Below are 24,754 nucleotides of genomic sequence, written 5' to 3' on the forward strand. Positions count from 1 at the left end.
CCGGCCTCTCCATAGAGGGCCGGCTTTTTGTTGGGAAGGACAGGCTGAGGGGGAGTCTCAGGAAAGGCCGAGCGCGCAGCGTGCGGCATGGATGCCGCTGGCCGCCGCCTGGGAGAGCGAATGGGTCGAGCCGGAGCAGTCTCCGATCGCATACAGCCCTTCGATTTCCGTCTGGAAGCGGCAGTCGACTGCCAGTCTGGGAGCATAGAATTTGCCGTCTAGCGCATAGAGAAGCGTATCGCCGTCAAGACGTTCGCCGAGCAGCCGTTCCAGCGCGGACAGGAATTCCATGGCGGCTCGAACATACAGCTCCGGCAGCTCCTCGGCCAGATTTCCCGGATCCGCCTCGATCGACGGCCTGATCCGGCTGGAGCGGATGCCTTCCGGGCTGGAGGAGCGCCCGCGGCGGAGATCGTCCAGCCTTTGGACGGCCAGGCGATCCCCGCCACGGTTGACCTTCCCCAGCACTTGCCGGGCGCATGCATCGGCCTCCTGCAGGGTTGGGAAGTGGCGCGGAACGAACAGGGTGAAGTTGAGGTTGGCGCTTTTGCTTCCTTGTTCCTTGAAGTTCTGGCCGTCGGCCATGACGAGGCCCTCCTGATGCTTGCGGATGATGCGGCCGCTTGGATTCATGCAATAGGTTGTCGCCGAGAAGCCGTCCCCGTCATAGCGCAGCTTGGTTTCGAACGTTTCCTCAAGGATGGAATCCAATTGCCCTCCCGCCATTTCCAGCCGGATGCCGAGATCCAGCCGGGTCTGCCTCGCTTCCAGGCCGAGCGTCGGAAGCAGTTGCTCCAGCCAGCCGCTGCCGCTGCGTCCCGTGGCGAGAAACACCTTTTTCGACGGCAACGTCCGTCCATCCGAGAGGCGAAGGATGAAGCCTCCTGAATTCTTGTCCAGCGAGACGACCTCGGTCCGGAAGCTGAAATCCGCCCATGCCGACAGAGCTTCATAGAAGCCGTCCAGCACTTGCCGCGACAAGCGGGTGCCCAAATGGCGGACGGTCGAGCTGAGCAGCTTCAAGCCGCCGGCTTCCGCCCTGGCGGCAAGGCTGCTGCTGTGCGTCCGGTAAGGAACGGCTTCGGCGGCCCCGTACAGGCAGAGGATGCGGTCGGCCTCGTCCAGCCTTTCCATCGCGAGCCGTTCTCCGAGCAGCCCTTCCAGCTCGCCGCCGAAGTCGGTCGTGAAATTGTATTTTCCTTCGGACCGGCCAAGTCCGCCGAATCCGATGTAGGCTTCGCAGGCGTCGCACTGGCAGCTGCCTCCCTGCTCCAGCGGGCAGCTTCGTTCCCTCGGCGGCTTTCCTTTGTCCACCACCAGCACCTTGAGTCCAGGAGCGGCCTCCATCAGGGCGTGGGCGGCGAAGATGCCGGCGACTCCGGCGCCAATGATCGTGACATCATACATGAATGAACGCTCTCCTTTATGCTTTCATTTTAGCATGGGAACAGGCCTTCGAACATGTTGCGGCGCCGGCGCGAGGGAGGGAAGGTTTGAATAAAGCCAAAAAAGGGTTTGACCCTGAGAATGACTATCAATTAGTATAGAGTTTATACAGAATTTTGTATCAAAACCAACCGGAAAAGAGTGAAGACATGCTCCGCCGATTTTTCTCTCATTACCGCCCGTTCCTGGGCCTCTTCATCCTTGACTTCACCTGCGCCGTCGTCGCGGGCCTGCTTGAGCTCGCATTTCCGGTCGCGGTCCAGCAGTTCATCAACAAGCTGCTGCCGGGCGGGGACTGGCAGCTGATCGTCTGGGCTTGCGTCGGCCTGCTGGCGATCTATGCGCTGAATACAGTGCTGAACTATGTCGTCAACTACTGGGGACATATGCTTGGCATCAACATCGAGACGGAGATGCGGCGCAAGCTGTTCGCGCATGTGCAGAAGCTGAGCTTCCGCTTCTTCGACAACAACAAGACCGGCCACCTCATCGGGAGAATGACCAACGACCTGACCGAGGTCGGCGAAGTCGCCCATCACGGTCCGGAGGATGTATTCATCGCCGTCATGACGCTGCTGGGCTCGTTTGCCCTGATGGCCTACATCAATCTGGAGCTGGCGCTGCTCACGTTCGTCATCGTTCCGATCATGGCCTGGCTCGTTATCTTCTTCGGCCGCCGGATGGGCTCGACCTATGGCCGGATGTTCGGCAATGTCGGCAGCTTCAACGCCCGCATCGAGGACAATGTCGGCGGCATCCGCGTCGTGCAGTCTTTTGCCAACGAGGAGCATGAGAACAAGCTGTTCGCCGTCGACAACCAGAACTTCCGCACGACCAAGCTGATGGCCTACAAGACGATGTCCAAGAGCATCAGCATCACGTACATGCTCATGCGCCTGATCACCATCTTCGTCATGATCGCGGGAGCCTGGTTCATGATCGAAGGGCGAATCAACCTCGGCGACTTCATGGCGTTCATCCTGCTGTCGAACGTTTTCTTCAAGCCGATCGAGAAGATCAACGCCGTCATCGAGAGCTATCCGAAGGGAATCGCCGGCTTCAAGCGGTATTGCGAAATCATGGACACGGAACCCGATATCCAGGATAAGCCCGGCGCCGCCGAGCTGAAGAACGTCAGCGGCAGCATCGAATTCAGCCATGTCTCCTTCGGCTACGAGCCGGATCGTCCGATTCTGAACGATATCAGCCTCAGCATCAAGCCGGGAGAGACGGTCGCCTTTGTCGGTCCGTCCGGAGCCGGCAAGACGACGATCTGCAGCCTGCTGCCGCGTTTCTACGAGGTGGAAGGAGGCTCGATCAAGGTGGACGGCAAGGACATCCGGGACGTGAAGCTGGATTCGCTGCGCCGCCAGATCGGCATCGTGCAGCAGGACGTCTTCCTGTTCTCCGGCACGATCCGCGAGAATATCGCCTACGGCAACCTGCAGGCGAGCGAAGAGGAGATCTGGGAAGCGGCGCGCCGGGCGTCGCTGGACGAACTGATCCGCAGCATGCCGGAAGGGATGGATACCGTCATCGGCGAGCGCGGCGTGAAGCTGTCCGGCGGACAGAAGCAGCGCATGTCCATCGCGCGCATGTTCCTCAAAAATCCGCCGATCCTCATCCTGGACGAAGCGACGTCTGCTCTCGACACCGAGACGGAGGCGGCCATCCAGGCCGCGCTGGCGGAGCTGTCCGTCGGACGCACGACGCTGGTCATCGCGCACCGGCTGAGCACGGTCCGCAATGCCGACCGCATCGTCGTCGTGAGCAAGGACGGCATCGCGGAGCAGGGCAAGCATCAGGAGCTGATCGCCGCGGGCGGCATCTACAGCCGCCTGCATGTGGCCCAGGCGAGCCAAGCCTAAGGGGAAGCGGGCTGCTGCAGGGGAATCAAATTCCGCAAGCCGGATTCATGCAGATGCGCGAGCTTCCTCCCTGCAAGGCAGGCCTCTCTTATTGGATACTGGATGCAGCTCTGCGTTCCGTCTACAGGTAGAAACCGCCAGGCTGCCTGTTTTTATGTCAGTAGGGGAGCTGGCTGGCGGCGGCGCGCTGGAAAGGCCGCATCGCCGTCTTCAAGGTCCCGCATCCGGCCGGAAGAGGCTTTGGCCCGCATGGAAATGGTTGCTTCCCGTCCGATCGCTTCCTACAATGAAAAGGACGACAAGGGAGGCGACGATCCATGAAAGCGAACTGCACGATTCTCGACGATTATCAGGAAGCGGCTTTGAACTATGGGGATTGGGGCCGCCTGGAAGACAAGCTCGAGCTGTCGGTGCTGACAGAGCATTATGACAGCGAGGACGAGCTGGCGGAGATGCTGAAGGACGAGGAGATTCTTGTCATCATGCGGGAGAGGACGCCGTTCCGGGAATCGCTGCTGGCCCGGCTGCCGAAGCTGAGGCTGCTCGTGACGACCGGCATGCGCAACGCTTCCGTGGACCTGGACGCGGCGCAGCGGCTCGGCATCGCGGTCAGCGGCACGCGCGGCAGCTCGGAGGCGCCGATCGAGCTGACCTGGGCGCTGCTGCTCGGCCTGGCGCGGCATGTCCGCGTCGAGACCGACTCCTTCCGCAGCGGCGGACCTTGGCAGAGCACCGTCGGCAGCGACCTGAACGGCCGCACCCTCGGCCTGCTCGGGCTGGGGAGGATCGGAACCCGCGTAGCCGAGATCGGGCGGGCATTCGGAATGAATATTCTGGCGTGGAGCCAGAACCTGACCGAGGAGCGGGCGGCTCAGGCAGGCGTCCGTCTGGCGGCTTCCAAGGAAGCCCTGCTGGCGGAGAGCGATTATGTGTCCGTGCATCTCGTTCTGAGCGGCAGGACCCGCGGCTTGCTGGGCCCGGAGGAGCTGGCGCTCATGAAGCCGACCGCCTTCCTGATCAATACGTCTCGGGCGGGCATCGTCGACCAGGAGGCGCTGATGTCTGCCTTGAAGGAAGAGAGGATCGCAGGCGCGGGGCTTGACGTCTTCGACGTCGAGCCGCTGCCGGAGGACCATCCTTACCGGACGCTGCCGAACGTGCTGGCGACGCCGCATATCGGCTACGTGACGGAGAGCAACTACCGGCTCTACTTCGAGGATGCGGTGGAGGACATCGAGGCTTATTTGGCGGGCCGTCCGATTCGTCCGGTTCAGCCCTACAAGGGCTGATGAGACCGGGCATGCCGTGCAAGCGTGGCGGCAGGCGGGATTTGCAGCAAGCATTCGGCATCCGGCATGAAGCCGGACGGCATGAATAAACATGCGTCGCCAAGGCTCTGAACGTGTTTCCGCCGGAACGAGAAATTGCATGGCCTATCAAGCTGTCTGTGATCCGCCCCGGGCGGATCAAGACAGCTTGTTTCTTTTTTTAGGAAACGATTGACATTTCTAGTGTATGATGCGCATAATACACTTATCGAGTGTATGAACTACATAGTACACACACGAACCGAGGTGCGAGATGGCAGGCGAAGAGGAGTGGCCGGAAGCGGCATTCAACAGCAGGGATCCGGTTTATTTGCAGGTAGTCAAGCAATTCAAGGAAATGATCGCGACCGGGCGGCTGCGCGGCGGCCAGACCGTTCCTTCGCGCAGGGAGCTCGCCTCCCGCATGAAGATCAACCCCAATACAGCCCAGAAAGCGTACAAGGAAATGGAGGATCAGAACTTGATCGTGACCGAAGGAAATTCGCCGAGCCATATTACGACGGACGCCGACGTGCTGAGGAAGATCCGCTCCGAGCTGCTCGGCGAGGCGGTGGAGGCGTTCGTGGAGTCGGTCCGCAGGCTGGAAGCGCCCGTGGAGGAATTGGTGGAGCTGGTCCGGGAGAAATATGGAAGGCCTTCCGCTGCCGCCGACAACAATCATGATGGAGCAGGAGGGGGCCAGCGATGATCGAGGTCAGCGACATCCGCAAGCGGTACCGCCGCAAAAATGTTTTGAACGGGATTTCGTTCAAGGCGGAGAAAGGTCGGATCACCAGTCTCATCGGTCTGAACGGCGCCGGCAAATCGACGATTCTGAAGGCGATTATGGGACTTACGCCGGTTGATGGCGGAAGCATCCGCATCGGCGGCCAGCCTCTTTCCCCGGAGATCTACCATACGATTGCTTTTGTCCCCGATCGGCTCACGCTGCCGGGTTCCATGAAGCTGCGGGACGGCTTGCAGCTGATGTCGGATTTCTATCCCCGCTGGAATGCCGAAAAAGCCGAGGATTTGATGAGCTTCTTCCGCCTCGAGCGCGGAGAGCGGATCGGCCGGCTGTCGAAGGGGACAGCGGCCAAGTTCAACCTCGTGCTCGGCATGGCGCAGGACGTCGACTACGTGCTGATGGACGAGCCGTTCTCCGGCATCGACCTGTTCAGCCGCGAGAGGATTGCCGAGGTATTCACGAGCCAGCTGGTCGAGGATCGCGGAGTGCTCATAACGACGCATGAGATCGGCGACATCGAGCATCTCGTCGATCGGGCGGTGATGCTGGATCAGGGTCATGTGATCCGCGACTTCGACTGCGAGGAGATGCGCAGCGATCACGGCAAGTCGATCATCGACGTCATGAGGGAGGTATATCGGACTTGAAAACGTATTTGAAGCTGGTGCATTTGGAAATCTACCGCTTCCGCCTTGTGCTTCTCGGGCTGATGGCCATGACGTCCGCCATCCAGCTGATCGGCTTGCAGCTGGCGATGAGGGATCGGCTTCAAGCCATTCGCGGGCAATTGACCCGCGAAGGATTGTCTCTGGCCCAATATGCGGAGAGATACAACGGTATTCCGCTGGGCGAGATTTGGTCTCATAGAGAGAGCTGGATGACATTCCCGATCGTGATCTGCATCGGCGGGATCGGATTGTATATTTTCCTCATCTGGTACAGGGACTGGTTTGGCAGGTCGGCTTTTGTCTATCGGCTGCTGATGCTGCCGCATTCGAGATTCCTCCTGTATGTGTCCAAATTCACAGCGCTGATGACGTTCGTGTTCAGCCTGTTCGCCCTGCAGATAGGCATCGTAGCCGTTCAGATGACGATGTACCGGCTGCGTATGCCCGACGAGCTGCGCGTTCCGCGAACTCTGGTCGATACGATTCGAGGCATGGATCTCGTCCTCTTCATTCCGGTGCGCCTGCATGAATTTCTGCTGGTCTACGGATTCGGATCGGTATTCGTGCTCTTGCTGTTCACGACCATTCTTATGGAGAGAAGCTATCGGTTCAAAGGATTGCTTGCCGGATTGGCCTACACGGCAGGGACGTTGATGCTGGTCGCATGGATGTGGGCCCAAGCGGAAAGAGGGACGGCCTTGCTGTATCCTTCCGAGCTGCTGGCGGCTGCAATCGCACTCATGCTGCTCAATGCGGCGCTGTCGCTGTGGCTAGGCAGATGGCTGCTCCGCACCAAAGTCGCGGCCTAAGGAGGAACTATGAGAAGAAGATACGGATACAGCATCGGGCTTGCTGTCCTAAGCGCCGCCGTCCTGGCCGCTTATGCGGGAGCCGCCGGCTCCGACAGCAATCCCCCATACAAGCTCGTTACACTGGAAGGAAGCACGGAGGCGATGAAAGGCTTCGTCTTGGAAGGACTCGGTTCCCGCTTGTCGGCGGACGGACGCAGGGAAAGGACGGGAAGCCTGTTTTTATCCGCTCCCTTCGACGATCTGATCCAGCCTGACCGCTATTCTTCCGAGCGGAACCAGCTCATTATCGCCCATCGTTCCTTCATGCGCGGGCATCGGCAGGATGAGTCGTTCTACCGGGACGGGAATTTCGTCATCGGTGCCGATATGGACGACAGCCTTTCGTCCGTCAAGATTCGTATTCTGGATCTTGCCGGTTCCGGCAGCAAGGAATTCACCGTGCCCGTTCGGGCGAATGCTGCGAAGGCGGACAATCCCCTTTACCAGGACAAGACCGTTCTGGACATCCAGCGGATAGAAAACCGCATCCACCTGCTGGTGCGCGGACAGCATGACAGCCCGGGCAATGGCCCGGCGATCTGGACTTTTACGGATTATATCGTCGACAAGGAGAGCGGGGAGCTGCTGCAGGCGGAGGAAATTTACCAAACGGTTCCGGATCCCGACCCTTATACGGAGACTTCGGTCGAGCTGATCGCCGAGGTGCGGGAGCTTGAGCCCTCTTCTTCCGTGATGCTCAATGTGAAGACGATCAAGCGCAAGGGTCCGGATGCCGCTAGGTCCGAACAGGATCTGGTTTTGAAAGATTGGCGCATCATCGGCTACGATTACGCCAGCGGCGATACCTGGGATCTGCCCAAGGCGGGAATGGATCGGCTCAAGCAAGGGCTTGCGCCGAGGCTGCACGAAGGAAAGCTCTATGCATTCAACGAGCGGAATGCCGAGCCGCTCATTCATGTCCTCGACACCCGGACGGGAGAGCCGTTGGCAGAGCCTTTGAAGCTTGATCGTAGCGGCAGCGCGGGATTGCGCAGCATCCGGCTCGAGAAGGGATTGATATACGACAACCTGATCCTGAATAAAATACCTACCGTCGTGGTCTACGAGGAGAAGACGCGCAAGGTTGTATACCGCGGCGCCGTAGAGCGGACGGACAGCGATTCGCAGAGTGTGGACTACCAGTATTTCCAGTTCAACTACTACGGGGAATGACTCCCGTTTTCCTTATTTGCCGAGGCCAAGCGCCGAGGCTTTTTTTTCGTCGAATTACTGCTCGGCAATTCCACGCCGCCAGTCGTTTGGATGCGTTTCCAGGCTTCTGGCGGCTCTGTCGGACGGTGTCGGAACAGGAATAAAAATGAAGCCCGAGGAGATAATGCTTATTAATGTTTCTCCTTGGGAGGTAGTCACAATTGACCCGAAATAAAGTCGAGATCTGCGGAGTGGATACTTCCAAACTCCCCGTGCTTACGAACGTCGAAATGAGGGAGCTGTTCACCGCTCTCCAGACCCAGAACGAGTGGTCCGCAAGAGAGAAGCTCGTGAACGGGAACCTGAGGCTCGTCCTCAGCGTCATCCAGCGGTTCAACAACCGGGGAGAATTCGTGGACGACCTGTTCCAGGTCGGCTGCATCGGACTCATGAAGGCCATCGATAATTTTGACCTCAGTCAAAACGTCAAGTTTTCCACATATGCCGTCCCTATGATCATCGGCGAGATCCGCCGCTACCTGCGGGACAACAACCCGATCCGGGTATCGCGCTCGCTGCGGGATATCGCCTACAAGGCGCTGCAGGTCCGCGACAGCCTCACGAACCAGAATTCCCGCGAGCCGACGATCTTCGAGATATCCGAGGCGCTCGGCGTGCCGAAGGAGGACGTCGTCTTCGCCCTGGACGCCATCCAGGATCCGGTTTCCCTGTTCGAGCCGATCTATCATGACGGCGGCGACCCGATCTACGTGATGGACCAGATCAGCGACGACCGCAACAAGGACATCAGCTGGATCGAGGAGATCGCCCTGCGCGAGGCGATGCACAAGCTGAACCAGCGCGAGAAGATGATTCTGTCGATGCGCTTCTTCGACGGCAAGACGCAGATGGAGGTGGCCGACGAGATCGGCATCTCGCAGGCGCAGGTGTCCCGCCTCGAGAAGTCGGCCATCCAGCAGCTTCAGAAGCATGTCAAGAGCTGAGGCTGGCCGCTGCGGCCAGGCTCCATGACGAACTCCAGGCGCCTTCGGGCGCCTTTTTCATGCGGGCTTGGGCTGATCGGCCGCCTTCCGTCATATACTGGGAGCACTAGACCTCCAGGACGGGAAGTGCGGCGCGCATGCTCATGAAAATATCCGAATTCCAAACCAAGGACGTCATCAATATCGTCGACGGCAAAAAGCTCGGCCAAATCAGCGACATGGAAATCGATCTGAGGCAGGGGCGCATCGATTCCATCGTCGTGCCTAATTTCACGCGTTTCTTCGGCATGTTCGGGAGCGGGGCGGATCTCATCATTCCGTGGCGCAACATCGTCAAGATCGGCGCCGACGTCGTGCTCGTCCGGATGGAGAACGCCGGCGGGGTCAAGGCGTATCTGGAGGATGACGACATCCAGGAGAAGCTGTAGCGAACAGCCGCGAGGAAAACCTGTTGGCGAACAGCCGCCAGAAAAAGCCGCGGCGGAGCCGCCCCGCCTTCCCCGCTCCGCGCCGGCCATGGTACACTAGGCTGGAGGTGATGGCAAAATGGAGGCATTCGTTCCGCGCGATAACGGGAACCCGGCGAAGGAAGCTTCGCTTTTTTTATTGGAATCATGGACCGGCGGCGGCAGCGTTACGGCCGGCTTCACCGGACGGCAGGGCGGCGTCAGCCGGGAGCCTTGGGCTTCCCTGAATATGGGGCTGCATGTCGGGGACGACGACGCGTCTGTCCGGACGAACCGCATGCGGCTGGCCGATGCGCTTGGCTGGCCCTATGAGTCCTTCACCTGCGGAGAGCAGGTGCATGGCTGCGCCGTCCAGGCCATCAGCCGCGGCGATGCCGGGCGCGGACGCGATTCGCGCGCGACGGCCGTCCCGGATACGGACGCGCTGATGACGGATGAGCCGGGCGTTCTGCTCGTTTCCTTTTACGCCGACTGCGTGCCCTTGTACTTCTGGGACCCGTCCAGAGGAGCGGTGGCGCTTGCCCATGCGGGCTGGAAGGGAACCGTAGGGGGAATCGCCCGCGCGACCGTCGAAGCGATGGGCAGCCGGTACGGGAGCAAGCCTGCCGACATCCGCGGAGCTGTCGGACCGTCGATCGGAGCATGCTGCTACGAGGTCGACGAAGCCGTCCTGGGGCGCGTCCGCCCGCTGCTCGGCGAGCTTGCCGAAGCTGGAATCGCTTCAGCCGACCCGGTCATTCACGGCGAGACGCCGGGCCACGGCCGGCTGAACTTGAAAGAGCTCAACCGACAGATTATGATAAAAGCAGGAATTATGCCGTCGAATATAGAAGTTACGCAGTGGTGCACCGGCTGCCGCATGGATTTGTTCTTCTCCCATCGGATGGAAGGCGGCGGCACGGGGCGGATGGCAAGCTGGATCGGCATGGAAAGCAGGTGACGCTTTTGTCGCTGTCAGAGCGGAAGGCGGAAGTGGATAGAAGGATCGCGGAGGCTTGCGCCCGGAGCGGGCGCAGCCCGGAGGAAGTGAACGTCATCGCGGTGACGAAGTATGTATCGCTCGGGAGGACCAGGGAAGCGCTGGACAGCGGCTGCGTCCATCTCGGCGAGAACCGCTGGCAGGACGCCAAGGACAAGTGGGAGGCGTTTCCGGAAGGCTCCTGCGGAGCGGGAGAAGCTCCCGTCTGGCATTTTATCGGTTCGCTGCAGACGAACAAGGTGAAGGACGTCATAGGCAAGTTTACATACATCCATTCGCTGGACAGGCTTTCCCTGGCGGATGCAATCGACAAGAAGGCCAGGAGCCTCGGCATCGTGGTCCCATGCTTCATTCAAGTCAATGTATCCGCGGAACATTCCAAGCACGGCATCGCCCCGGAGCAGCTCCGGGATCTCGCCTCGGGTCTTGCGGCCTATCCTGGCGTGAAGCCGATCGGCCTCATGACGATGGCGCCTCACGACGAGGATTCCGAGGCAGCGCGTCCGGTCTTCCGCGGACTGCGGGAGCTGATGGAGCTGGCCAACCGCGAGAGCTGGTTCGCGGAGCCGCTGACGGAGCTCTCGATGGGAATGTCGGGCGACTTCGAGGCAGCGGTTGAGGAAGGCGCGACATGGGTGCGGCTTGGAACCATTCTCGTAGGCAAAGAGGAGGAGCTGGTATGAAGGTGCTTAACCGGTTCATGAACTATTTCGGCTTGCAGGACGAAGAAGAGATCATCGAGCGCGAGCCCGTCCATCAGCATGAGGATCACGAAGTTGAAACCTCGGCATCCGAAATGCGTAAACCAACCAAAGGCAGCAATATCGTCAGCATCCATTCGCAGAAGAACATGCGCGTCGTGCTGAACGAACCCCGTTCCTATGACGAGGCGCAAGAGATCGCCGACCATCTGCGCAACCGGCGTTCCGTCATCGTGAACCTGCAGCGCGTCCGGACGGATCTGGCCGTGCGGATCGTCGACTTCCTCAGCGGCACCGTATATGCGCTGAACGGAAGCATTTCCAAGCTCGGCCCGAATATTTTTCTCTGCACGCCGGATTCTGTCGATGTTCAGGGCACCATAACCGAAATGCTTGCTGACGAAGACTACAGAAAAATGAGGTGACCTTGGCTTGGAGCAAGTCAAAGAGATCGTCCACACCCTGGAATCGATTTACTACTTTATGATTTTCGGATACATTCTGCTTTCATGGCTGCCCAACGCCCGCGAGAGCTTCATCGGCCAGTTCCTCGGCAAGATCGTCGAGCCTTATCTCAGCATCTTCCGCCGCTTCATCCCGCCGATCGGCGGCATGCTGGACATCAGCCCGATCGTCGCCCTGATCGCTCTGCGCTTTGTCGCGCAAGGCATCATCGGCGTGCTGGGCTTCTTCTTCTCCTAAGGCAGCCCAGTGGCAGACGGCCTTTATGAGCATTTTCATCCGGAGGAGCGGCCTTTCGTCGACCGCGCCCTGGAGTGGATCGGACGCTCGGCCCAGCTTCACGAGCTGAAGCGGACGGATTTCCTCGATCCCCGGCAGGCATCGATTCTGATGTCGCTCGCGAATCGGGAGCCCGACGTCGGCGTTCGATTGGATGGAGGATACGAGGGAGCGGAGCGCAGGCGGGCGCTGATTGCTCCCTCGTATCGTTATTTGGAGGGCGAGGATACGGGCATATCCGTCCTTGAAGTGCAAGCTGTATCCGGCGGCCATCTGGAGCTGGATCACGGCGACTACTTGGGAGCCGTCCTGGGGCTCGGAATCAAGCGCGACCGCATCGGAGACATCCATGTCGGTCCGGATGGAGCCCAGCTGCTTGTCGCGGACGAGATCGCCGGCTTCCTGAACGTGCATTTCCGCCAGGTCCACAAGCTCAGCGTGCTGACGGCGGTCAAGCCGCTGACGGAGCTGCGCCCGGTCGTCAGCCGGATGGAAGAGATGAGCTTCACGGTCGCGTCCATGCGGCTGGACGGCATCTGCAGCGACGTCTATCGGATCAGCCGGGCGAAGATCGTCGAGCCGATCCGGGCCGGGCGCTGCCGGGTCAACTGGAAGGGCGAGGAGGATCCTTCGAAGCAGCTGCGCGAAGGAGATGTCGTGTCCATCAAGGGACTCGGCAGGTTCAAGCTGCTGGAGGTCGACGGGATGACCAAGAAAGGCCGGATACGCGTCAAGGCAGGCAAATTCATCTGAAACCGGCTCCCCGGGAGCTAGGACGGCTCGGCTCCATGCGCTGCATGGAGCCATCCTTATATGGACAGCAAAAAATGCCGCCGTCCCGACCGATATAGGGAGGACGGATATTTTTGGCGTGGATCAGAAATTTGCAGGAATTTGCCCGGAACTGTCGAATTGGGATATCACCAACGATCGGCTTACGACGAGAACAAACCCAACAGGAGGTGCCCCAATGCCGCTGACGCCATTGGACATACATAACAAGGAATTCGGAAGAAGACTTCGCGGCTACGACGAGGATGAGGTCAATGAATTCCTGGACCAGGTCATCAAGGACTACGAGGCGCTCATCCGCGAGAACAAGGATCTTCAGAACCAGATCCTGAACCTGCAGGAGAAGCTCAACCACTTCGCCAATATCGAGGAGACGCTGAGCAAGACGATCATCGTCGCCCAGGAGGCGGCGGACGAGGTGAGGGGCAACGCCAAGAAGGAAGCGCAGCTGATCATCAAGGAAGCGGAGAAGAATGCCGACCGCATCGTCAACGACTCCATGATGAAATCCCGCAAGGTGTCGCTGGAAGTGGAGGAGCTCAAGAAACAGGCTTCAATCTACCGGACCCGCTTCCGGACGCTGGTCGAGGCGCAGCTCGAGCTGCTCGCCCAGGACGGCTGGGACAAGCTGGAGAACGCCTCGAGCAGCCTGTCTCTGGAAGGCTCGAACTATTAGAGCGGCGGTTGACACGCAGGGACTGCTGTATGTAGTATAGAAATAGATTTTGGCGACGATAATGGACCTGCAGGTCCTTATCGCGACATGATGGATAACAGTCAATTTCGTCGACGAGAACGAGTACGCTGAACGGTCGTTCCCCAGAGAGCCGGCATCCTGCTGCAAGCCGGCGTTCGAACTTCAGCCGAACATCCTCTCCGAGAAGCGGAGCCGAACAGCCCGTAGCCTTGTGCGCTTCGTGCCGAGTAAGCCCCGCCGGCAGTCCCACGTTATAGGGAACGCGGATGGCAGATATGCATCCGCTGCTGAGATGCCTATGCTGAGGCGAAGCACGGTCCAATCAGGGACCTGTTTCCACGGCGACAGGGCGATTAGGGTGGTATCGCGAGTCATGCTCGCCCCTTTACACAGGGGCGGGCTTTTTTATTTTCTCAATAGAAGGGCGTGTCAAGTATGCAAAGAGTGGATGTCAAGGAAAAGGCGAGAAGCCGCGAGGAGCGGGTGCTGGCGAGATGGAGAGAGGAAGGGACGTTCAAGGCCTCGATCGAAAACCGGGAGGGCAAGCCGAACTTCGTCTTTTATGAAGGGCCGCCGACAGCAAACGGGGCTCCCCACATCGGCCACGTGCTGGGCCGCGTCATCAAGGACTTCATCGGCCGCTACAAGACGATGTCGGGCTACCGCGTCATCCGCAAAGCGGGCTGGGATACGCATGGCCTGCCGGTCGAGCTGGGCGTGGAGAAGCAGCTCGGCATTTCCGGCAAGCAGGAGATCGAGAACTACGGCGTCGAGGCCTTTGTCCAGAAATGCAAGGACAGCGTGTTCGAATACGAGCGCCAATGGCGCGAGCTGACGGAAGCGATCGGCTATTGGACGGATATGGACGATCCGTACATCACGCTGAAGAACAGCTACATCGAGAGCGTATGGCATATCCTGTCCACCATCCATGGCAAAGGTCTGCTGTATCGCGGCCACCGCGTCAGCCCGTACTGCCCATGCTGCCAGACGACTCTCAGCTCGCATGAAGTGGCGCAAGGCTACGAGGATGTCAAGGATCTCAGCGCGACCGTCAAGTTCCCGCTGAAAAATGGGGAAGGCCATCTGCTCGCATGGACGACGACCCCATGGACGCTTCCTGCGAACACGGCCATCGCCGTCAATCCGGAGCTGACCTACTCCAAGGTGAAGCGGGACGGCGAGGTGTACTTCGTCGCCGAGAGCCTCGTGGAGAGCGTGTTCAAGGGAGATGACAAGCCGGAAATCGTCGGCAGCGTGAAGGGCTCCGAGCTGGTAGGACTTCCGTATGAAGCGCCGTTCAATTATGTCCCGATCGAGAACGGCCATGTCGTCATCGGCGCGGACTTCGTCAGCGACACGAGCGGCACGGGCATGGTCCACATCGCGCCCGCACATGGCGACGACGACTACAAGGCCGCCCGCAAAAACGGCATCGGCCTGCTGGCCGTCGTCAACTCGCAGGGCCGTTACGTCGACGAGGTGACGGACTGGGCCGGCCGCTTCGTCAAGGACGGAGAGGTCGACATCGAGATCGTGCGCAAGCTGAGCGAGAAGGGACTGCTCTTCTCCAAAGAGAAGTACGAGCACAGCTATCCGTTCTGCTGGCGCTGCAAATCGCCGCTGCTGTACTACGCCACGGAAAGCTGGTTCATCGAGACGACGGCCGTCAAGGATCAGCTCATCGCCAACAACAACGGCGTGGACTGGTATCCGGGCCATATCCGCGAGGGCCGCTTCGGCAAATTCCTCGAGGATCTCGTCGACTGGAACATCAGCCGCAACCGCTACTGGGGAACGCCGCTCAACGTCTGGATCTGCGAAGCGACCGGCAAGGAATACGCGCCGTCCAGCCTCGCCGACCTGCGGGCGCGCGCGACGACGGAGCTGCCGGAGGACTTCGAGCCTCACAAGCCGTATGTCGACGAAGTGAAGCTGCACAGTCCGTTCGCGGAGGGGGCGGTCATGACCCGCACGCCTGAAGTCATCGACGTCTGGTTCGACAGCGGCTCCATGCCGTTCGCCCAGCAGCATTATCCGTTCGAGAACGAAGGCCGCTTCGCCGAGCAGTATCCGGCGGACATCATCTGCGAGGGCATCGACCAGACGCGCGGCTGGTTCTTCAGCCTGCTGGCCGTCTCGACGCTGTATAACGGACGCGCCCCTTACAAGGCCGTCATCTCTACGGGCCATGTGCTCGACGAGAGCGGCCAGAAAATGTCGAAGTCCAAAGGCAACGTCATCGACCCGTGGGAAATCATCAACGAGTACGGCACCGATGCGTTCCGCTGGGCATTGCTGGCCGACAGCGCTCCATGGAACAGCAAGAAGTTCTCGCGCGGCATTGTCGGAGAAGCCAAGTCGAAGGTCATTGATACGATCGTCAACACGCATGCGTTCTTCGCTCTGTATGCGGACATCGACGGGTACGACCCCGCTTCCGATCCGCATCAGGCTTCCGAGGCGAAGCTGGACCGCTGGATCGTCTCCCGTCTCAACTCGCTCGTGCGCGACGTCGTCAAAGGGCTGGAAGGCTGGGATTTCCTCAATTCCGCCAAGGCCATCGAGGCCTTCGTCGACGAGATGAGCAACTGGTACATCCGCCGCTCGCGCGACCGCTTCTGGGGCAGCGGCCTGACCGGCGACAAGCTGGACGCCTACCGCACGCTGCGGCATGTGCTGCTGACGCTGTCGAAGCTGATCGCTCCTTACGCGCCGCTGCTTGCCGAGGACGTATATGGAAATCTGGGCGGAAAGGGCAGCGTCCATCTCGCCGACTATCCGGTCGTCGACGATGCCGCCATCGACGAAGCGCTTGAGCGCGACATGGAGACGGCCCGCCAGATCGTCGAGCTGGCCCGCAACGTGCGCAACGAGACGGGCATCAAAACCCGCCAGCCGCTGTCCGAGCTGATCGTTTCTCTGAGCGGCGACTTCGAGCTTGCCGAATACGAACACATCATCAAGGATGAGATCAATGTGAAGGGCATTACGGTGGAGCATTCCGACAGCGGCTTCGTCGACTTCGCGCTGAAGCTCAACCTCAAGGTGGCGGGCAAGAAATTCGGCAAGAACGTCGGGCCGATCCAGGCTCATCTGAAAGCTCTCGATGCCGATACGGCCCGCACGATCGTTCAAGGAGGGAGCTTCGTCTTCACGACGCCTGACGGCGAGGACGTTCCGGTCGCTCTAGACGAGCTGCTCGTGGAGAAGCAGGCAAAGCCGGGCTTCGCGTCCGCATCGGGCGGCGGCCTCACGGTCGCGCTCAATACGGACATCACGCCGGAGCTGGAGCAGGAGGGCTGGGTGCGGGAAGTCATCCGCGCCGTGCAGGACACGCGTAAGAAGCTCGATCTGCCGATCGAGAAGCGCGTCGATCTCGTGCTTGATGCCGATGCGGAGCTGACGGCTGCTCTCCAGGCATTCGACAGCCTGCTGCAGGACAGCGTCCTGCTGAGCAGCGTCTCGTTTGATAGCGCCGAAGGCATGGAAAGAGTCGCTTTCGGAGAACGCGAGTTCGGCCTGCTCATCCGCTGAACGGTTCGGTCCAGGCCGGCAGCGGAATGAGTTCCGGCTGCTCCACGGAGCCAGCCAAAGCCGACCCCCTGAAGGGATCCCCTCAGGGGGTTTCTTGTCTGCCTGCTCGGCTGCATTCGGCTTGGGAAGAGGAAGAATCCTCCAGACTCCAATCGGACATACTAGAGGTCGAACGGACGAAAGTCCAAGCCTCTTTTTCGCGTCGAGAAAGCAAAGCAGCCGGAAGAAGAGAGGACGTCCAGGAAAACGAACGGAGGCGGGGCATGGGCGAAGACAAGCGCAGGGAAGAACGGGCTGAGCTCGAAAAAAGCAGCCGGCTCGAGGATCGGCTGGAGAAGATCGCAATGGATCTGGAACGCTCTCAAATGGCCGGGTACGTGGATCTGCTCAATCGGCCGCTGTCGCTCATATGGCGCAACGTCGTCGCCGGCATCTCCAGAGGGGTCGGGTACGCGATCGGGCTGACCGTATTTGCCGCAACGATATTGTACATCCTTCAAGCCCTCGGCCAGCTGAATCTTCCCATTATCGGCGACTATATCGCGGATATTGTCCGAATCGTTCAGATCCAGCTGGAGGGCAAAAACGGCTATCAATAACATTCAAGCGTTCATTCGTCGAAGGAGGAACGGACCGGAATCATTCCAATGAGGCAGAATTCAGGCGGTTTCGGCCTGTCGAATCGGACGGAGCTGCGGCAGGCGGCGGCGAAGGGCTGCAGGCTTCGCAGCCTTCCGACTACTCTTCCTCTCCGAGCTCCTCGCCTTCTCCTTGCTCCATGTACTGCCTGTACTCCCGATTCCGGACAACAGAGACATGCGTGCCGGTAATGTCGGTAGCGAGGAAGCTCTCCAAAGGCTCCACGTACCCGTCGTTCTCGCCGGCCTCACTGCCCACGTTGTCGTAGCTGTCTCCTGGAATCTCGGCCATGGCCGGGGAGTCGGCATTGCCCCAGCGCTCGACGATCTGCCAGGCGTCCTCGCCGTCGAAGCCGTTGTATGCGTCGTCGTCCTTGTCGGACTGGCCGAAGGGCATCGGCAGCAGGGACAAGGCGTCGGAACGGCTGTGCGACACATGATCGCGCGGCGCATGATCGATGCAGTAGCGGGTATCGGGCAGCGCTTCAAGACGCTCCGTGGGAATATCGGCGCCGCACTGGATGCAGGTTCCATACGAGCCGTCCTCCATCGCGGCAAGCGCGGATTCGACCCGGACCAGCTGCATGTCCTGCTTGTCCTGGAGCATGAGATCCTTCTCGCGCTCGAACATTTCCGTGCCGATATCTCCCGGATGGTTGTCGATCGTGGACAGCTCGCCCGTCTCGTCCCGGAGGGAATTGAGCAGGCCGTCATGCTGGGTTTCCTTGCGCAGCAGCTCCAGCTCCTGTTTTTCTTGGATCAGCCGCCCGCGCATGCGGGCAAGAAACGAGTCGGAATGAGGCATCGTTTGACACACACCTTTCACAGATATATCGATACTAGTGTGGTCGATTATCGTCTCGATTAGAGATGGGCTTCTATGGAAACGGCACGGCCGCCTCCGCGGTGGCTCCTTGCTGAAGCGATATGCTACAATGGGACGGATGAGGAGGGAATCGCTTGAGGCTCAAAGGGTATTCATATTGGTTGGCGCTCGTCGTCATCGTTTTGGACCAGCTCAGCAAATGGGTCATTTCCAGCCGGCTCGAGCTGTACGAGCAGCTTAAAGTAATCGGGAATTTTTTTGTCATCACATCCATCCGCAATACGGGGGCGGCCTTCAGCATTCTGGAGGGCAAGCGCGCCTTCTTCCTGCTGATCACGCTCGCCGTGGCGGCAGGCATCATGTGGTACATCCACCAAAGCCGGAAGTCGGGGCGGACGCTGCTGCTGACGGCGCTCGGACTCGTGCTCGGAGGAGCTCTGGGCAACTTCATCGACCGTCTCCTGTACGGACATGTCGTCGATTTCCTCTCCTTCAACTTCGGCTCCTATTCGTTCCCGGTATTCAACCTGGCGGATACGGCCATCACGATCGGAGTCGGGCTCATCATTCTCGATACCTTCCTCGGCGAGCGGCGCAATGCCGCTTCTCCGGAAGCGGATCAGCCCGGCGCAAGCGACAGCACGAGCGGCGCTTAATCGGCGACTACCAACAATGAAGTAAGGACTGAATCACGCATGAATGAAGAAACCACTATCAACCCAGGCGTCTCCGGCCTCGACGAGGAGCATGGAGCCGAGCCTGTCCTGGAATGGACGGTCGCAGCCGAGGACGCCAAGACGCGTCTCGACAAGTTCATTACGGACAAGGTGAACGACCCTTCCGTTTCCCGCACGCAGGTGCAGGAATGGATCGCCTCGGGGGCTGCTCTCGTAGGCGGGCGCCCTGCGAAAGCCAACTACAAGCTCTCCGAAGGCGATCTGCTGCAGGTTGCCGTACCCGAGCCTCAGGCCGCTGAAATCGTGCCGGAGGATATTCCTTTGGACATTGTCTACGAGGACGGAGACGTCATCGTCATCAACAAGCCTCGCGGCATGGTCGTGCATCCGGCTCCCGGCCATTCGTCCGGCACGGTCGTCAATGCGCTGATGTTCCATTGCAAGGATCTGTCGGGCATCAACGGCATGCTGCGCCCCGGAATCGTCCACCGCATCGACAAGGATACGTCCGGCCTGCTCATGGCGGCCAAAAACGACCTTGCCCATCTGTCGCTGGCGGCGCAGCTCAAGGATCACAGCGTCACCCGCAAGTACATCGCCCTGGTGCATGAGAACATGCATCACGACATCGGCACCATCGACGCTCCGATCGGACGCGACGACAAGGACCGCAAAATGTTCACCGTCACGACAAAAGGCAGCAAGCACGCCGTGACGCACTTCAACGTGATCGAGCGGCTCGGCGACTATACGCTGCTGGAGCTTCAGCTGGAGACCGGCCGCACGCATCAAATCCGCGTCCATCTCAAATATATCGGGCATCCGCTGGCGGGAGACCCGGTATACGGACGCGCCAAGACAGTCGCTCTGGCCGGCCAGGCGCTCCATGCCGCTGTGCTCGGATTCACGCATCCCCGTACGGGAGAGCGGCTGCAGTTCGAAGCGCCGATTCCCGACGATATGCAGCATGTGCTGCACAGCCTGAGAAACCGTTGATTTTTCCCTGCCGGGATGAAGTCAATTGCGCAGCAATCTGTGCCGGGCGAGAGGCAATTAATGCAAACATTTCTCGAAATGCTCTATTAAAACCACTTCCACGCTGAGCTATGCTGGATTGTAGCCGGCAGCCGGACGAGCGGCATCGCGACCTTCGACCGGGGCCTATCATACAGGACGAAAGGTGATTCCATTCCATGACTCAAATCAACTCCAACTTCCTCAATCTGCAGGGCAGCTACCTGTTCTCGGAAATTGCCAAGCGCCGCACAAAGTTCATCCAGGACAATCCGCAGGCGGAGATCATCAGCCTCGGCATCGGCGACGTGACCCGCGGGCTCCCGGAGGCCGTCACCAAGGCGATGCACGCTGCCGTCGACGAGCTGGCTGTTCCGGGCACCTTCCGCGGCTACGGCCCTGAGCAGGGCTATGATTTCCTCGTGAACGCCATCATCGAGAACGACTACAAGGCGCGCGGCGTGGATATCAAGTCCAATGAAGTATTCGTCAGCGACGGCTCCAAATGCGATGTCGGCAACATCCAGGAAATCTTCAGCACGGACAGCATCGTAGCCGTTCAGGATCCTGTGTACCCTGTGTACGTCGACACGAACGTCATGGCGGGCCGCTCCGGCCTGTTCGACAGCGGAATCGGCCGCTACGAGAACATCGTCTACCTGGACTGCACGGCGGAGAACGACTTCAAGCCTTCCCTGCCGGACCGCAAGGTGGACCTGATCTATCTGTGCTACCCGAACAACCCGACCGGCATGACGCTGACGAAGGACGAGCTCAAGGTATGGGTCGACTATGCGCGCGAGAACAACTGCCTCATCCTGTTCGACTCGGCGTACGAGGCTTTCATTACCGAAGCAGACGTTCCGCACAGCATCTATGAAGTCGAGGGCGCGCGCGAAGTCGCCATCGAGTTCCGCAGCTTCTCCAAAACGGCCGGCTTCACGGGAATCCGCTGCGCCTACACCGTCGTGCCGCGCGAGCTCAAGGGCTTTGACAAGGACGGCAGCGAAGTCGTCGTCAATGACCTGTGGAACCGCCGCCACACGACCAAATTCAACGGCGTCTCCTACGTGACCCAGCGCGGCGCGGAAGCGATCTACTCCGCTGAAGGCAAGGAGCAGATCTCCGGCCTCGTCGATTATTACATGACGAATGCCCGCATCATCCGCGACGGTCTGGCCTCGCTCGGCCTTGAAGTGTTCGGCGGCGTCAACGCTCCGTACATCTGGCTGAAAACGCCTAAGGGCATGGATTCCTGGGCGTTCTTCGACAAGCTGCTGTCGGAAGCGAACATCGTCGGCACGCCGGGCGTCGGCTTCGGCCAGAGCGGTCAAGGCTACTTCCGCCTGACAGCGTTCGGCAGCCGCGAGAACACGGAAAAAGCGGTTGAGCGCATCCGCAATCTCAGCCTATAATATCCCAAAGACCGGAAAACCCCGTTGTATTTATACACAACGGGGTATTTTTATGCAAAAATATCGTTTTTAGCGGTTGACTTCCTCGCTGGCGCATGGGATAATCAGTACCGATAACGGCAGTACCTTTAACTCAGTCCAGAGAGGCTGGCAAGGTAGCGTGAACAGCAGCCGCTGTCAGGAAGAAGATCACATCGGCATCCGGCGCGAGCGGCCGGGACGAAGCGAGGTGCGTGGCCCTGCATGGCCATGCCCCTGGCTTGTCCTGCCGCGCGGCCGATCATGCCCTCTTCTCCCTGCGCGGCTTCTAAAACTCTCTCCTTGCTGATGTACCCGGCAAGGAGAGTTTTTTTTGTCCCGCTGACAGAGGATAAGCCTAACGAATCGGACCGGTCCCAACCGGCCGGAAGGAGCAGCAGCCCCATGATCCTGAACGAGAAACGAGCCATCATGGACGACACGGCCATCCGCCGTGGACTCACCCGGATTTCCCACGAAATCGTCGAAAAGAACAAGGGCATCGAGAACTGCGTGCTGATCGGCATCCGCACCCGCGGCGTCTACCTGGCGCGCAGGATCGCCGAACAGATCCGCGAAATCGAAGGCACGCCGGTCGCTTGCGGCGAGCTCGACATTACGGGATACCGGGATGACCGGCGCGTCGAAGGAGAGACGATCCGCTTCACGACGACAGACGGAGCCGGCAACGCGCTTCTGATCCACGACAAGCGTGTCATCCTGTTCGATGACGTCCTGTACACCGGACGCACGATCCGCGCGGCGATGGACGCCTTGATGGATCAGGGCCGGCCGCAGTCGATCCAGCTTGCCGTGCTCGTGGACCGCGGACACCGGGAGCTGCCGATCCGTCCCGATTATGTAGGCAAGAACGTGCCAACCTCCAAGGAAGAGAACATCCGCGTAGCGCTGACTGAAGTGGACGGGGAAGACATCGTGACAATCATTCATCAAGGAGGATGAGCGGATATGACGGCAATACAGCTGATGCAGAGAAGCCTGCTCGGGCTGAAGGGGATGGACCGGGAAGAGATCGAGTCCATCCTGTCGAGGGCGGCCTACTGGGAGCAGCAGAGCGTGAAGGTCGGCGATGCGCTGGCAGGGCGCTTCGTGGCGAATATGTTCTTCGAGAACAGCACCCGCACGCGATTCAGCTTTGAAGTGGCAGAGAAGCGCCTCGGCGCCGAGGTGCTGAACTTCTCCGCTGCGGTATCGAGCGTGCAGAAGGGCGAATCCATCTACGACACGGTAAGGACGCTGGAGTCGATGGGCATCGATGCGGGCGTCATCCGGCTGAAGCCGGCCGGCGTGCTGCAGGAGCTTGCGGAGCGGATCAAGGTGCCTCTCATCAATGCCGGCGACGGCAACAACGAGCATCCCACGCAAGCGCTGCTGGACATGTACACGATGCGCCAGCAGTTCGGCAGCCTGAGCGGACTGAGCGTTTCAATCATCGGGGACATCAAGCACAGCCGCGTCGCCAGATCGAACCTGATCGGCCTGCGGGAGATGGGCGCCAAGGTCAGCTTCTGCGCCCCCGGCAACATGAGGGCCGGCGAGCTGGACGCACCCTACATCGGCATCGAGGAAGCGATCCGGGCGGATGTCGTCATGATGCTGCGCGTGCAGCTGGAGCGGCATGAGGACGGGATGATCAAGTCGGCGGAGGAGTACCGGCAGCAGTACGGCCTGACGGTCGAGCGGGCGGCGCGGATCGCGCCTCACGCCATCATCATGCATCCGGCTCCGGTCAACCGGGACGTGGAGATCGACGGCGATCTGGTCGAGCATCCGCAGTCGAGGATTTTCCCCCAGATGCAGAACGGGGTTCCGGTGCGGATGGCGGTCATCGAACGGGCACTCAGAGGTTAACGGGACTCACGAGAGGAGATTGAACACATACATGGCATCCATCAAATGGGTAGTGAACGGCCTGGTCTGGAACGACGCGGCCGGGGAGCTGGAGAAGAAGCATATCCGCATCGAGAACGGCGTCATCGCGGAGATCGTCGGAGGAGAAGCTCCGGCAGCCGCCTCGGACGAGGTGCTGGACGCTTCGGGCAAGCTGGTGTCGGCAGGCTTCATCGACATGCACGTCCATCTGCGCGACCCGGGCTTCACGCATAAGGAAGATATCGCCACGGGCACGCGCTCCGCGGCGGCCGGCGGCTTCACGACGATCGCCTGCATGCCGAACACGAGGCCTGCCATCGACACGCCGGAGACGGTCCGCTACGTGCTGGACAAGGCGCGCACGGAAGGCAACGGCGTCAAGGTGCTGCCATACGCGGCGATCTCCAAAAACCAGCTGGGAAGAGAGCTGACCGACTTCGCGGCGCTCAAGGAAGCCGGCGCGATCGGCTTCACGGACGACGGCGTCGGCGTGCAGCGCGCCGGGATGATGAAGGACGCGATGGCGCTGGCGGAGTCGATCGGCATGCCGATCATCGCGCACTGCGAGGATGACAGCCTCGTCGAAGGGCTGTACGTATCCGAGGGCAAATTCGCCCGCGACAACGGCATCAAGGGCATTCCGAACGAATCGGAAGCGATCCATGTCGGCCGCGACGTGCTGCTCGCCGAGGCGACCGGCGTCCACTACCATGTGTGTCATGTCAGCACGGAGCAGTCGGTCCGGCTGATCCGTCTGGCCAAGTCGGTCGGTGTCAAGGTGACGGCGGAAGTATGCCCGCATCATCTGGTGCTGAGCGACGAGGACATCCCGGGCATGGATTCCAACTGGAAGATGAACCCGCCGCTGCGGACGCCGCGCGACGTGGAGGCTGTGCTGCAAGGGCTGGAGGACGGCACGATCGACATGATCGTCACCGATCACGCTCCTCATGCCGAGGAGGAGAAAGCCCGCGGCATGCAGCTCGCGCCGTTCGGCATCGTCGGCTTCGAGACGGCCTTCCCGCTGCTGTACACGACCTTCGTCCGCACCGGCAAATGGACGCTCGGCTTCCTGCTCCGCCGCATGACCGAGATTCCGGCCTCCGTGTTCGGCCTCGACAGCGGCCGCCTGGAAGCGGGAGCGCCGGCCGACATCGCCGTTCTCGATCTGGAGAGCGAGCTTGCCGTCGAGCCCGAGAAATTCCATTCCAAATCCCATAACACGCCGTTCGGCGGCTGGAAGCTTCACGGTTGGCCTGTCGCCACCGTCGTGGGCGGCAGCGTCGTCTGGTCCAACCATACAGCTTAAGGAGTG

24 protein-coding genes are annotated in these 24,754 nt (G+C 60.2%); 22 read left to right on the plus strand and 2 right to left on the minus strand.

The features are described 5' to 3' along the window. Positions 1-57: 57 nt before the first annotated feature. A complete protein-coding gene (locus tag PHU01S_RS05845) occupies positions 58-1,407 on the minus strand; it encodes an NAD(P)/FAD-dependent oxidoreductase (protein WP_049867671.1) in 1,350 nt (449 codons plus the stop codon). Positions 1,408-1,595: 188 nt separating this feature from the next. Between PHU01S_RS05845 and PHU01S_RS05850 the strand changes: the two genes are divergently transcribed. From PHU01S_RS05850 to PHU01S_RS05925, 16 genes are all read left to right on the plus strand, one after another. Continuing rightward, positions 1,596-3,314: an ABC transporter ATP-binding protein gene (locus tag PHU01S_RS05850; RefSeq protein WP_049867670.1), complete on the plus strand. Its 1,719-nt coding sequence runs from the start codon at positions 1,596-1,598 to the stop codon at positions 3,312-3,314. 317 nt (positions 3,315-3,631) lie between these two features. Next, entirely contained in the window at positions 3,632-4,603 is a 972-nt protein-coding gene (locus tag PHU01S_RS05855) for a D-2-hydroxyacid dehydrogenase family protein (RefSeq protein WP_049867669.1), read from the plus strand. 292 nt (positions 4,604-4,895) lie between these two features. Further along, on the plus strand, positions 4,896-5,330 hold the full coding sequence (locus PHU01S_RS05860) for a GntR family transcriptional regulator (protein WP_021880984.1): 435 nt from the start codon (positions 4,896-4,898) through the stop codon (positions 5,328-5,330). Further along, positions 5,327-6,016 (plus strand): ABC transporter ATP-binding protein, encoded by a 690-nt coding sequence (locus PHU01S_RS05865; RefSeq protein WP_127506650.1) that lies wholly within the window; start codon positions 5,327-5,329, stop codon positions 6,014-6,016. The genes PHU01S_RS05860 and PHU01S_RS05865 overlap by 4 nt, the downstream gene beginning before the upstream one ends. Further along, on the plus strand, positions 6,013-6,846 hold the full coding sequence (locus PHU01S_RS05870; protein WP_049867667.1) for a hypothetical protein: 834 nt from the start codon (positions 6,013-6,015) through the stop codon (positions 6,844-6,846). The genes PHU01S_RS05865 and PHU01S_RS05870 overlap by 4 nt, the downstream gene beginning before the upstream one ends. Before the next feature lie 9 nt (positions 6,847-6,855). Next, positions 6,856-8,061, plus strand: a complete 1,206-nt coding sequence (locus PHU01S_RS05875; protein ID WP_049867666.1) for a hypothetical protein — start codon at positions 6,856-6,858, stop codon at positions 8,059-8,061. 200 nt (positions 8,062-8,261) lie between these two features. Continuing rightward, positions 8,262-9,044 carry an RNA polymerase sporulation sigma factor SigG gene (gene sigG / locus PHU01S_RS05880; RefSeq protein ID WP_021880987.1) on the plus strand — a complete coding sequence of 261 codons (783 nt, stop codon included), beginning with the start codon at positions 8,262-8,264 and terminating at the stop codon, positions 9,042-9,044. A gap of 143 nt (positions 9,045-9,187) precedes the next feature. Beyond that, positions 9,188-9,472: a YlmC/YmxH family sporulation protein gene (locus PHU01S_RS05885; protein WP_048748565.1), complete on the plus strand. Its 285-nt coding sequence runs from the start codon at positions 9,188-9,190 to the stop codon at positions 9,470-9,472. 118 nt (positions 9,473-9,590) lie between these two features. Beyond that, positions 9,591-10,451 (plus strand): peptidoglycan editing factor PgeF, encoded by an 861-nt coding sequence (pgeF, locus tag PHU01S_RS05890; protein ID WP_048748561.1) that lies wholly within the window; start codon positions 9,591-9,593, stop codon positions 10,449-10,451. A 5-nt stretch (positions 10,452-10,456) separates the two neighbouring features. Then, positions 10,457-11,173 carry a YggS family pyridoxal phosphate-dependent enzyme gene (locus PHU01S_RS05895; RefSeq protein WP_048748560.1) on the plus strand — a complete coding sequence of 239 codons (717 nt, stop codon included), beginning with the start codon at positions 10,457-10,459 and terminating at the stop codon, positions 11,171-11,173. After that, on the plus strand, positions 11,170-11,616 hold the full coding sequence (locus PHU01S_RS05900) for a cell division protein SepF (RefSeq protein ID WP_048748559.1): 447 nt from the start codon (positions 11,170-11,172) through the stop codon (positions 11,614-11,616). The genes PHU01S_RS05895 and PHU01S_RS05900 overlap by 4 nt, the downstream gene beginning before the upstream one ends. Positions 11,617-11,623: 7 nt before the next feature. After that, on the plus strand, positions 11,624-11,893 hold the full coding sequence (locus PHU01S_RS05905) for a YggT family protein (protein ID WP_021879797.1): 270 nt from the start codon (positions 11,624-11,626) through the stop codon (positions 11,891-11,893). Between the two features lie 9 nt (positions 11,894-11,902). Beyond that, on the plus strand, positions 11,903-12,685 hold the full coding sequence (locus PHU01S_RS05910; RefSeq protein WP_127506652.1) for a YlmH family RNA-binding protein: 783 nt from the start codon (positions 11,903-11,905) through the stop codon (positions 12,683-12,685). Positions 12,686-12,902: 217 nt separating this feature from the next. After that, positions 12,903-13,400: a DivIVA domain-containing protein gene (locus tag PHU01S_RS05915; RefSeq protein WP_048748558.1), complete on the plus strand. Its 498-nt coding sequence runs from the start codon at positions 12,903-12,905 to the stop codon at positions 13,398-13,400. Positions 13,401-13,856: 456 nt separating this feature from the next. Continuing rightward, a complete protein-coding gene (gene ileS, locus PHU01S_RS05920) occupies positions 13,857-16,958 on the plus strand; it encodes an isoleucine--tRNA ligase (RefSeq protein ID WP_127506654.1) in 3,102 nt (1,033 codons plus the stop codon). 263 nt (positions 16,959-17,221) lie between these two features. Further along, complete coding sequence (locus PHU01S_RS05925; protein WP_048748556.1) at positions 17,222-17,557, plus strand: DUF5665 domain-containing protein; 336 nt, start codon at positions 17,222-17,224, stop codon at positions 17,555-17,557. A 139-nt stretch (positions 17,558-17,696) separates the two neighbouring features. Here PHU01S_RS05925 and PHU01S_RS05930 read toward each other — a convergent pair whose 3' ends face one another. Further along, entirely contained in the window at positions 17,697-18,401 is a 705-nt protein-coding gene (locus tag PHU01S_RS05930) for a TraR/DksA C4-type zinc finger protein (protein WP_127506656.1), read from the minus strand. Between the two features lie 155 nt (positions 18,402-18,556). Between PHU01S_RS05930 and lspA the strand changes: the two genes are divergently transcribed. From lspA to pyrC, 6 genes are all read left to right on the plus strand, one after another. Beyond that, positions 18,557-19,078, plus strand: coding sequence for a signal peptidase II (gene lspA, locus PHU01S_RS05935; RefSeq protein WP_048748554.1), 522 nt, complete (start codon positions 18,557-18,559; stop codon positions 19,076-19,078). A 39-nt stretch (positions 19,079-19,117) separates the two neighbouring features. Continuing rightward, a complete protein-coding gene (locus PHU01S_RS05940) occupies positions 19,118-20,095 on the plus strand; it encodes an RluA family pseudouridine synthase (protein WP_127506658.1) in 978 nt (325 codons plus the stop codon). A gap of 197 nt (positions 20,096-20,292) precedes the next feature. Then, positions 20,293-21,528: an LL-diaminopimelate aminotransferase gene (locus tag PHU01S_RS05945; protein ID WP_021879788.1), complete on the plus strand. Its 1,236-nt coding sequence runs from the start codon at positions 20,293-20,295 to the stop codon at positions 21,526-21,528. Positions 21,529-21,954: 426 nt separating this feature from the next. Further along, positions 21,955-22,509 carry a bifunctional pyr operon transcriptional regulator/uracil phosphoribosyltransferase PyrR gene (gene pyrR / locus PHU01S_RS05950; protein WP_048748563.1) on the plus strand — a complete coding sequence of 185 codons (555 nt, stop codon included), beginning with the start codon at positions 21,955-21,957 and terminating at the stop codon, positions 22,507-22,509. A gap of 6 nt (positions 22,510-22,515) precedes the next feature. After that, positions 22,516-23,418: an aspartate carbamoyltransferase catalytic subunit gene (locus PHU01S_RS05955; protein ID WP_127506662.1), complete on the plus strand. Its 903-nt coding sequence runs from the start codon at positions 22,516-22,518 to the stop codon at positions 23,416-23,418. Between the two features lie 31 nt (positions 23,419-23,449). Continuing rightward, the gene (pyrC, locus tag PHU01S_RS05960) at positions 23,450-24,748 is read left to right on the plus strand and encodes a dihydroorotase (protein WP_127506664.1); all 1,299 of its coding nucleotides are present in this window, start codon (positions 23,450-23,452) and stop codon (positions 24,746-24,748) included. Positions 24,749-24,754: the final 6 nt, after the last annotated feature.

It is taken from the genome of Paenibacillus humicus NBRC 102415 (assembly GCF_004000905.1).
GTDB classification, from domain to species: Bacteria; Bacillota; Bacilli; order Paenibacillales; family Paenibacillaceae; genus Paenibacillus_O; species Paenibacillus_O humicus.

Bases quoted from the DNA above. Each gene is read 5' to 3' on its own strand.
- PHU01S_RS05845 (WP_049867671.1), bottom strand. From the start codon at position 1,407: ATGTATGATGTCACGATCATTGGCGCCGGAGTCGCCGGCATCTTCGCC.
- PHU01S_RS05850 (WP_049867670.1), top strand. From the start codon at position 1,596: ATGCTCCGCCGATTTTTCTCTCATTACCGCCCGTTCCTGGGCCTCTTC.
- PHU01S_RS05855 (WP_049867669.1), top strand. From the start codon at position 3,632: ATGAAAGCGAACTGCACGATTCTCGACGATTATCAGGAAGCGGCTTTG.
- PHU01S_RS05860 (WP_021880984.1), top strand. From the start codon at position 4,896: ATGGCAGGCGAAGAGGAGTGGCCGGAAGCGGCATTCAACAGCAGGGAT.
- PHU01S_RS05865 (WP_127506650.1), top strand. From the start codon at position 5,327: ATGATCGAGGTCAGCGACATCCGCAAGCGGTACCGCCGCAAAAATGTT.
- PHU01S_RS05875 (WP_049867666.1), top strand. From the start codon at position 6,856: ATGAGAAGAAGATACGGATACAGCATCGGGCTTGCTGTCCTAAGCGCC.
- PHU01S_RS05885 (WP_048748565.1), top strand. From the start codon at position 9,188: ATGAAAATATCCGAATTCCAAACCAAGGACGTCATCAATATCGTCGAC.
- pgeF (WP_048748561.1), top strand. From the start codon at position 9,591: ATGGAGGCATTCGTTCCGCGCGATAACGGGAACCCGGCGAAGGAAGCT.
- PHU01S_RS05900 (WP_048748559.1), top strand. From the start codon at position 11,170: ATGAAGGTGCTTAACCGGTTCATGAACTATTTCGGCTTGCAGGACGAA.
- PHU01S_RS05915 (WP_048748558.1), top strand. From the start codon at position 12,903: ATGCCGCTGACGCCATTGGACATACATAACAAGGAATTCGGAAGAAGA.
- ileS (WP_127506654.1), top strand. From the start codon at position 13,857: ATGCAAAGAGTGGATGTCAAGGAAAAGGCGAGAAGCCGCGAGGAGCGG.
- PHU01S_RS05925 (WP_048748556.1), top strand. From the start codon at position 17,222: ATGGGCGAAGACAAGCGCAGGGAAGAACGGGCTGAGCTCGAAAAAAGC.
- PHU01S_RS05930 (WP_127506656.1), bottom strand. From the start codon at position 18,401: ATGCCTCATTCCGACTCGTTTCTTGCCCGCATGCGCGGGCGGCTGATC.
- PHU01S_RS05940 (WP_127506658.1), top strand. From the start codon at position 19,118: ATGAATGAAGAAACCACTATCAACCCAGGCGTCTCCGGCCTCGACGAG.
- PHU01S_RS05945 (WP_021879788.1), top strand. From the start codon at position 20,293: ATGACTCAAATCAACTCCAACTTCCTCAATCTGCAGGGCAGCTACCTG.
- PHU01S_RS05955 (WP_127506662.1), top strand. From the start codon at position 22,516: ATGACGGCAATACAGCTGATGCAGAGAAGCCTGCTCGGGCTGAAGGGG.
- pyrC (WP_127506664.1), top strand. From the start codon at position 23,450: ATGGCATCCATCAAATGGGTAGTGAACGGCCTGGTCTGGAACGACGCG.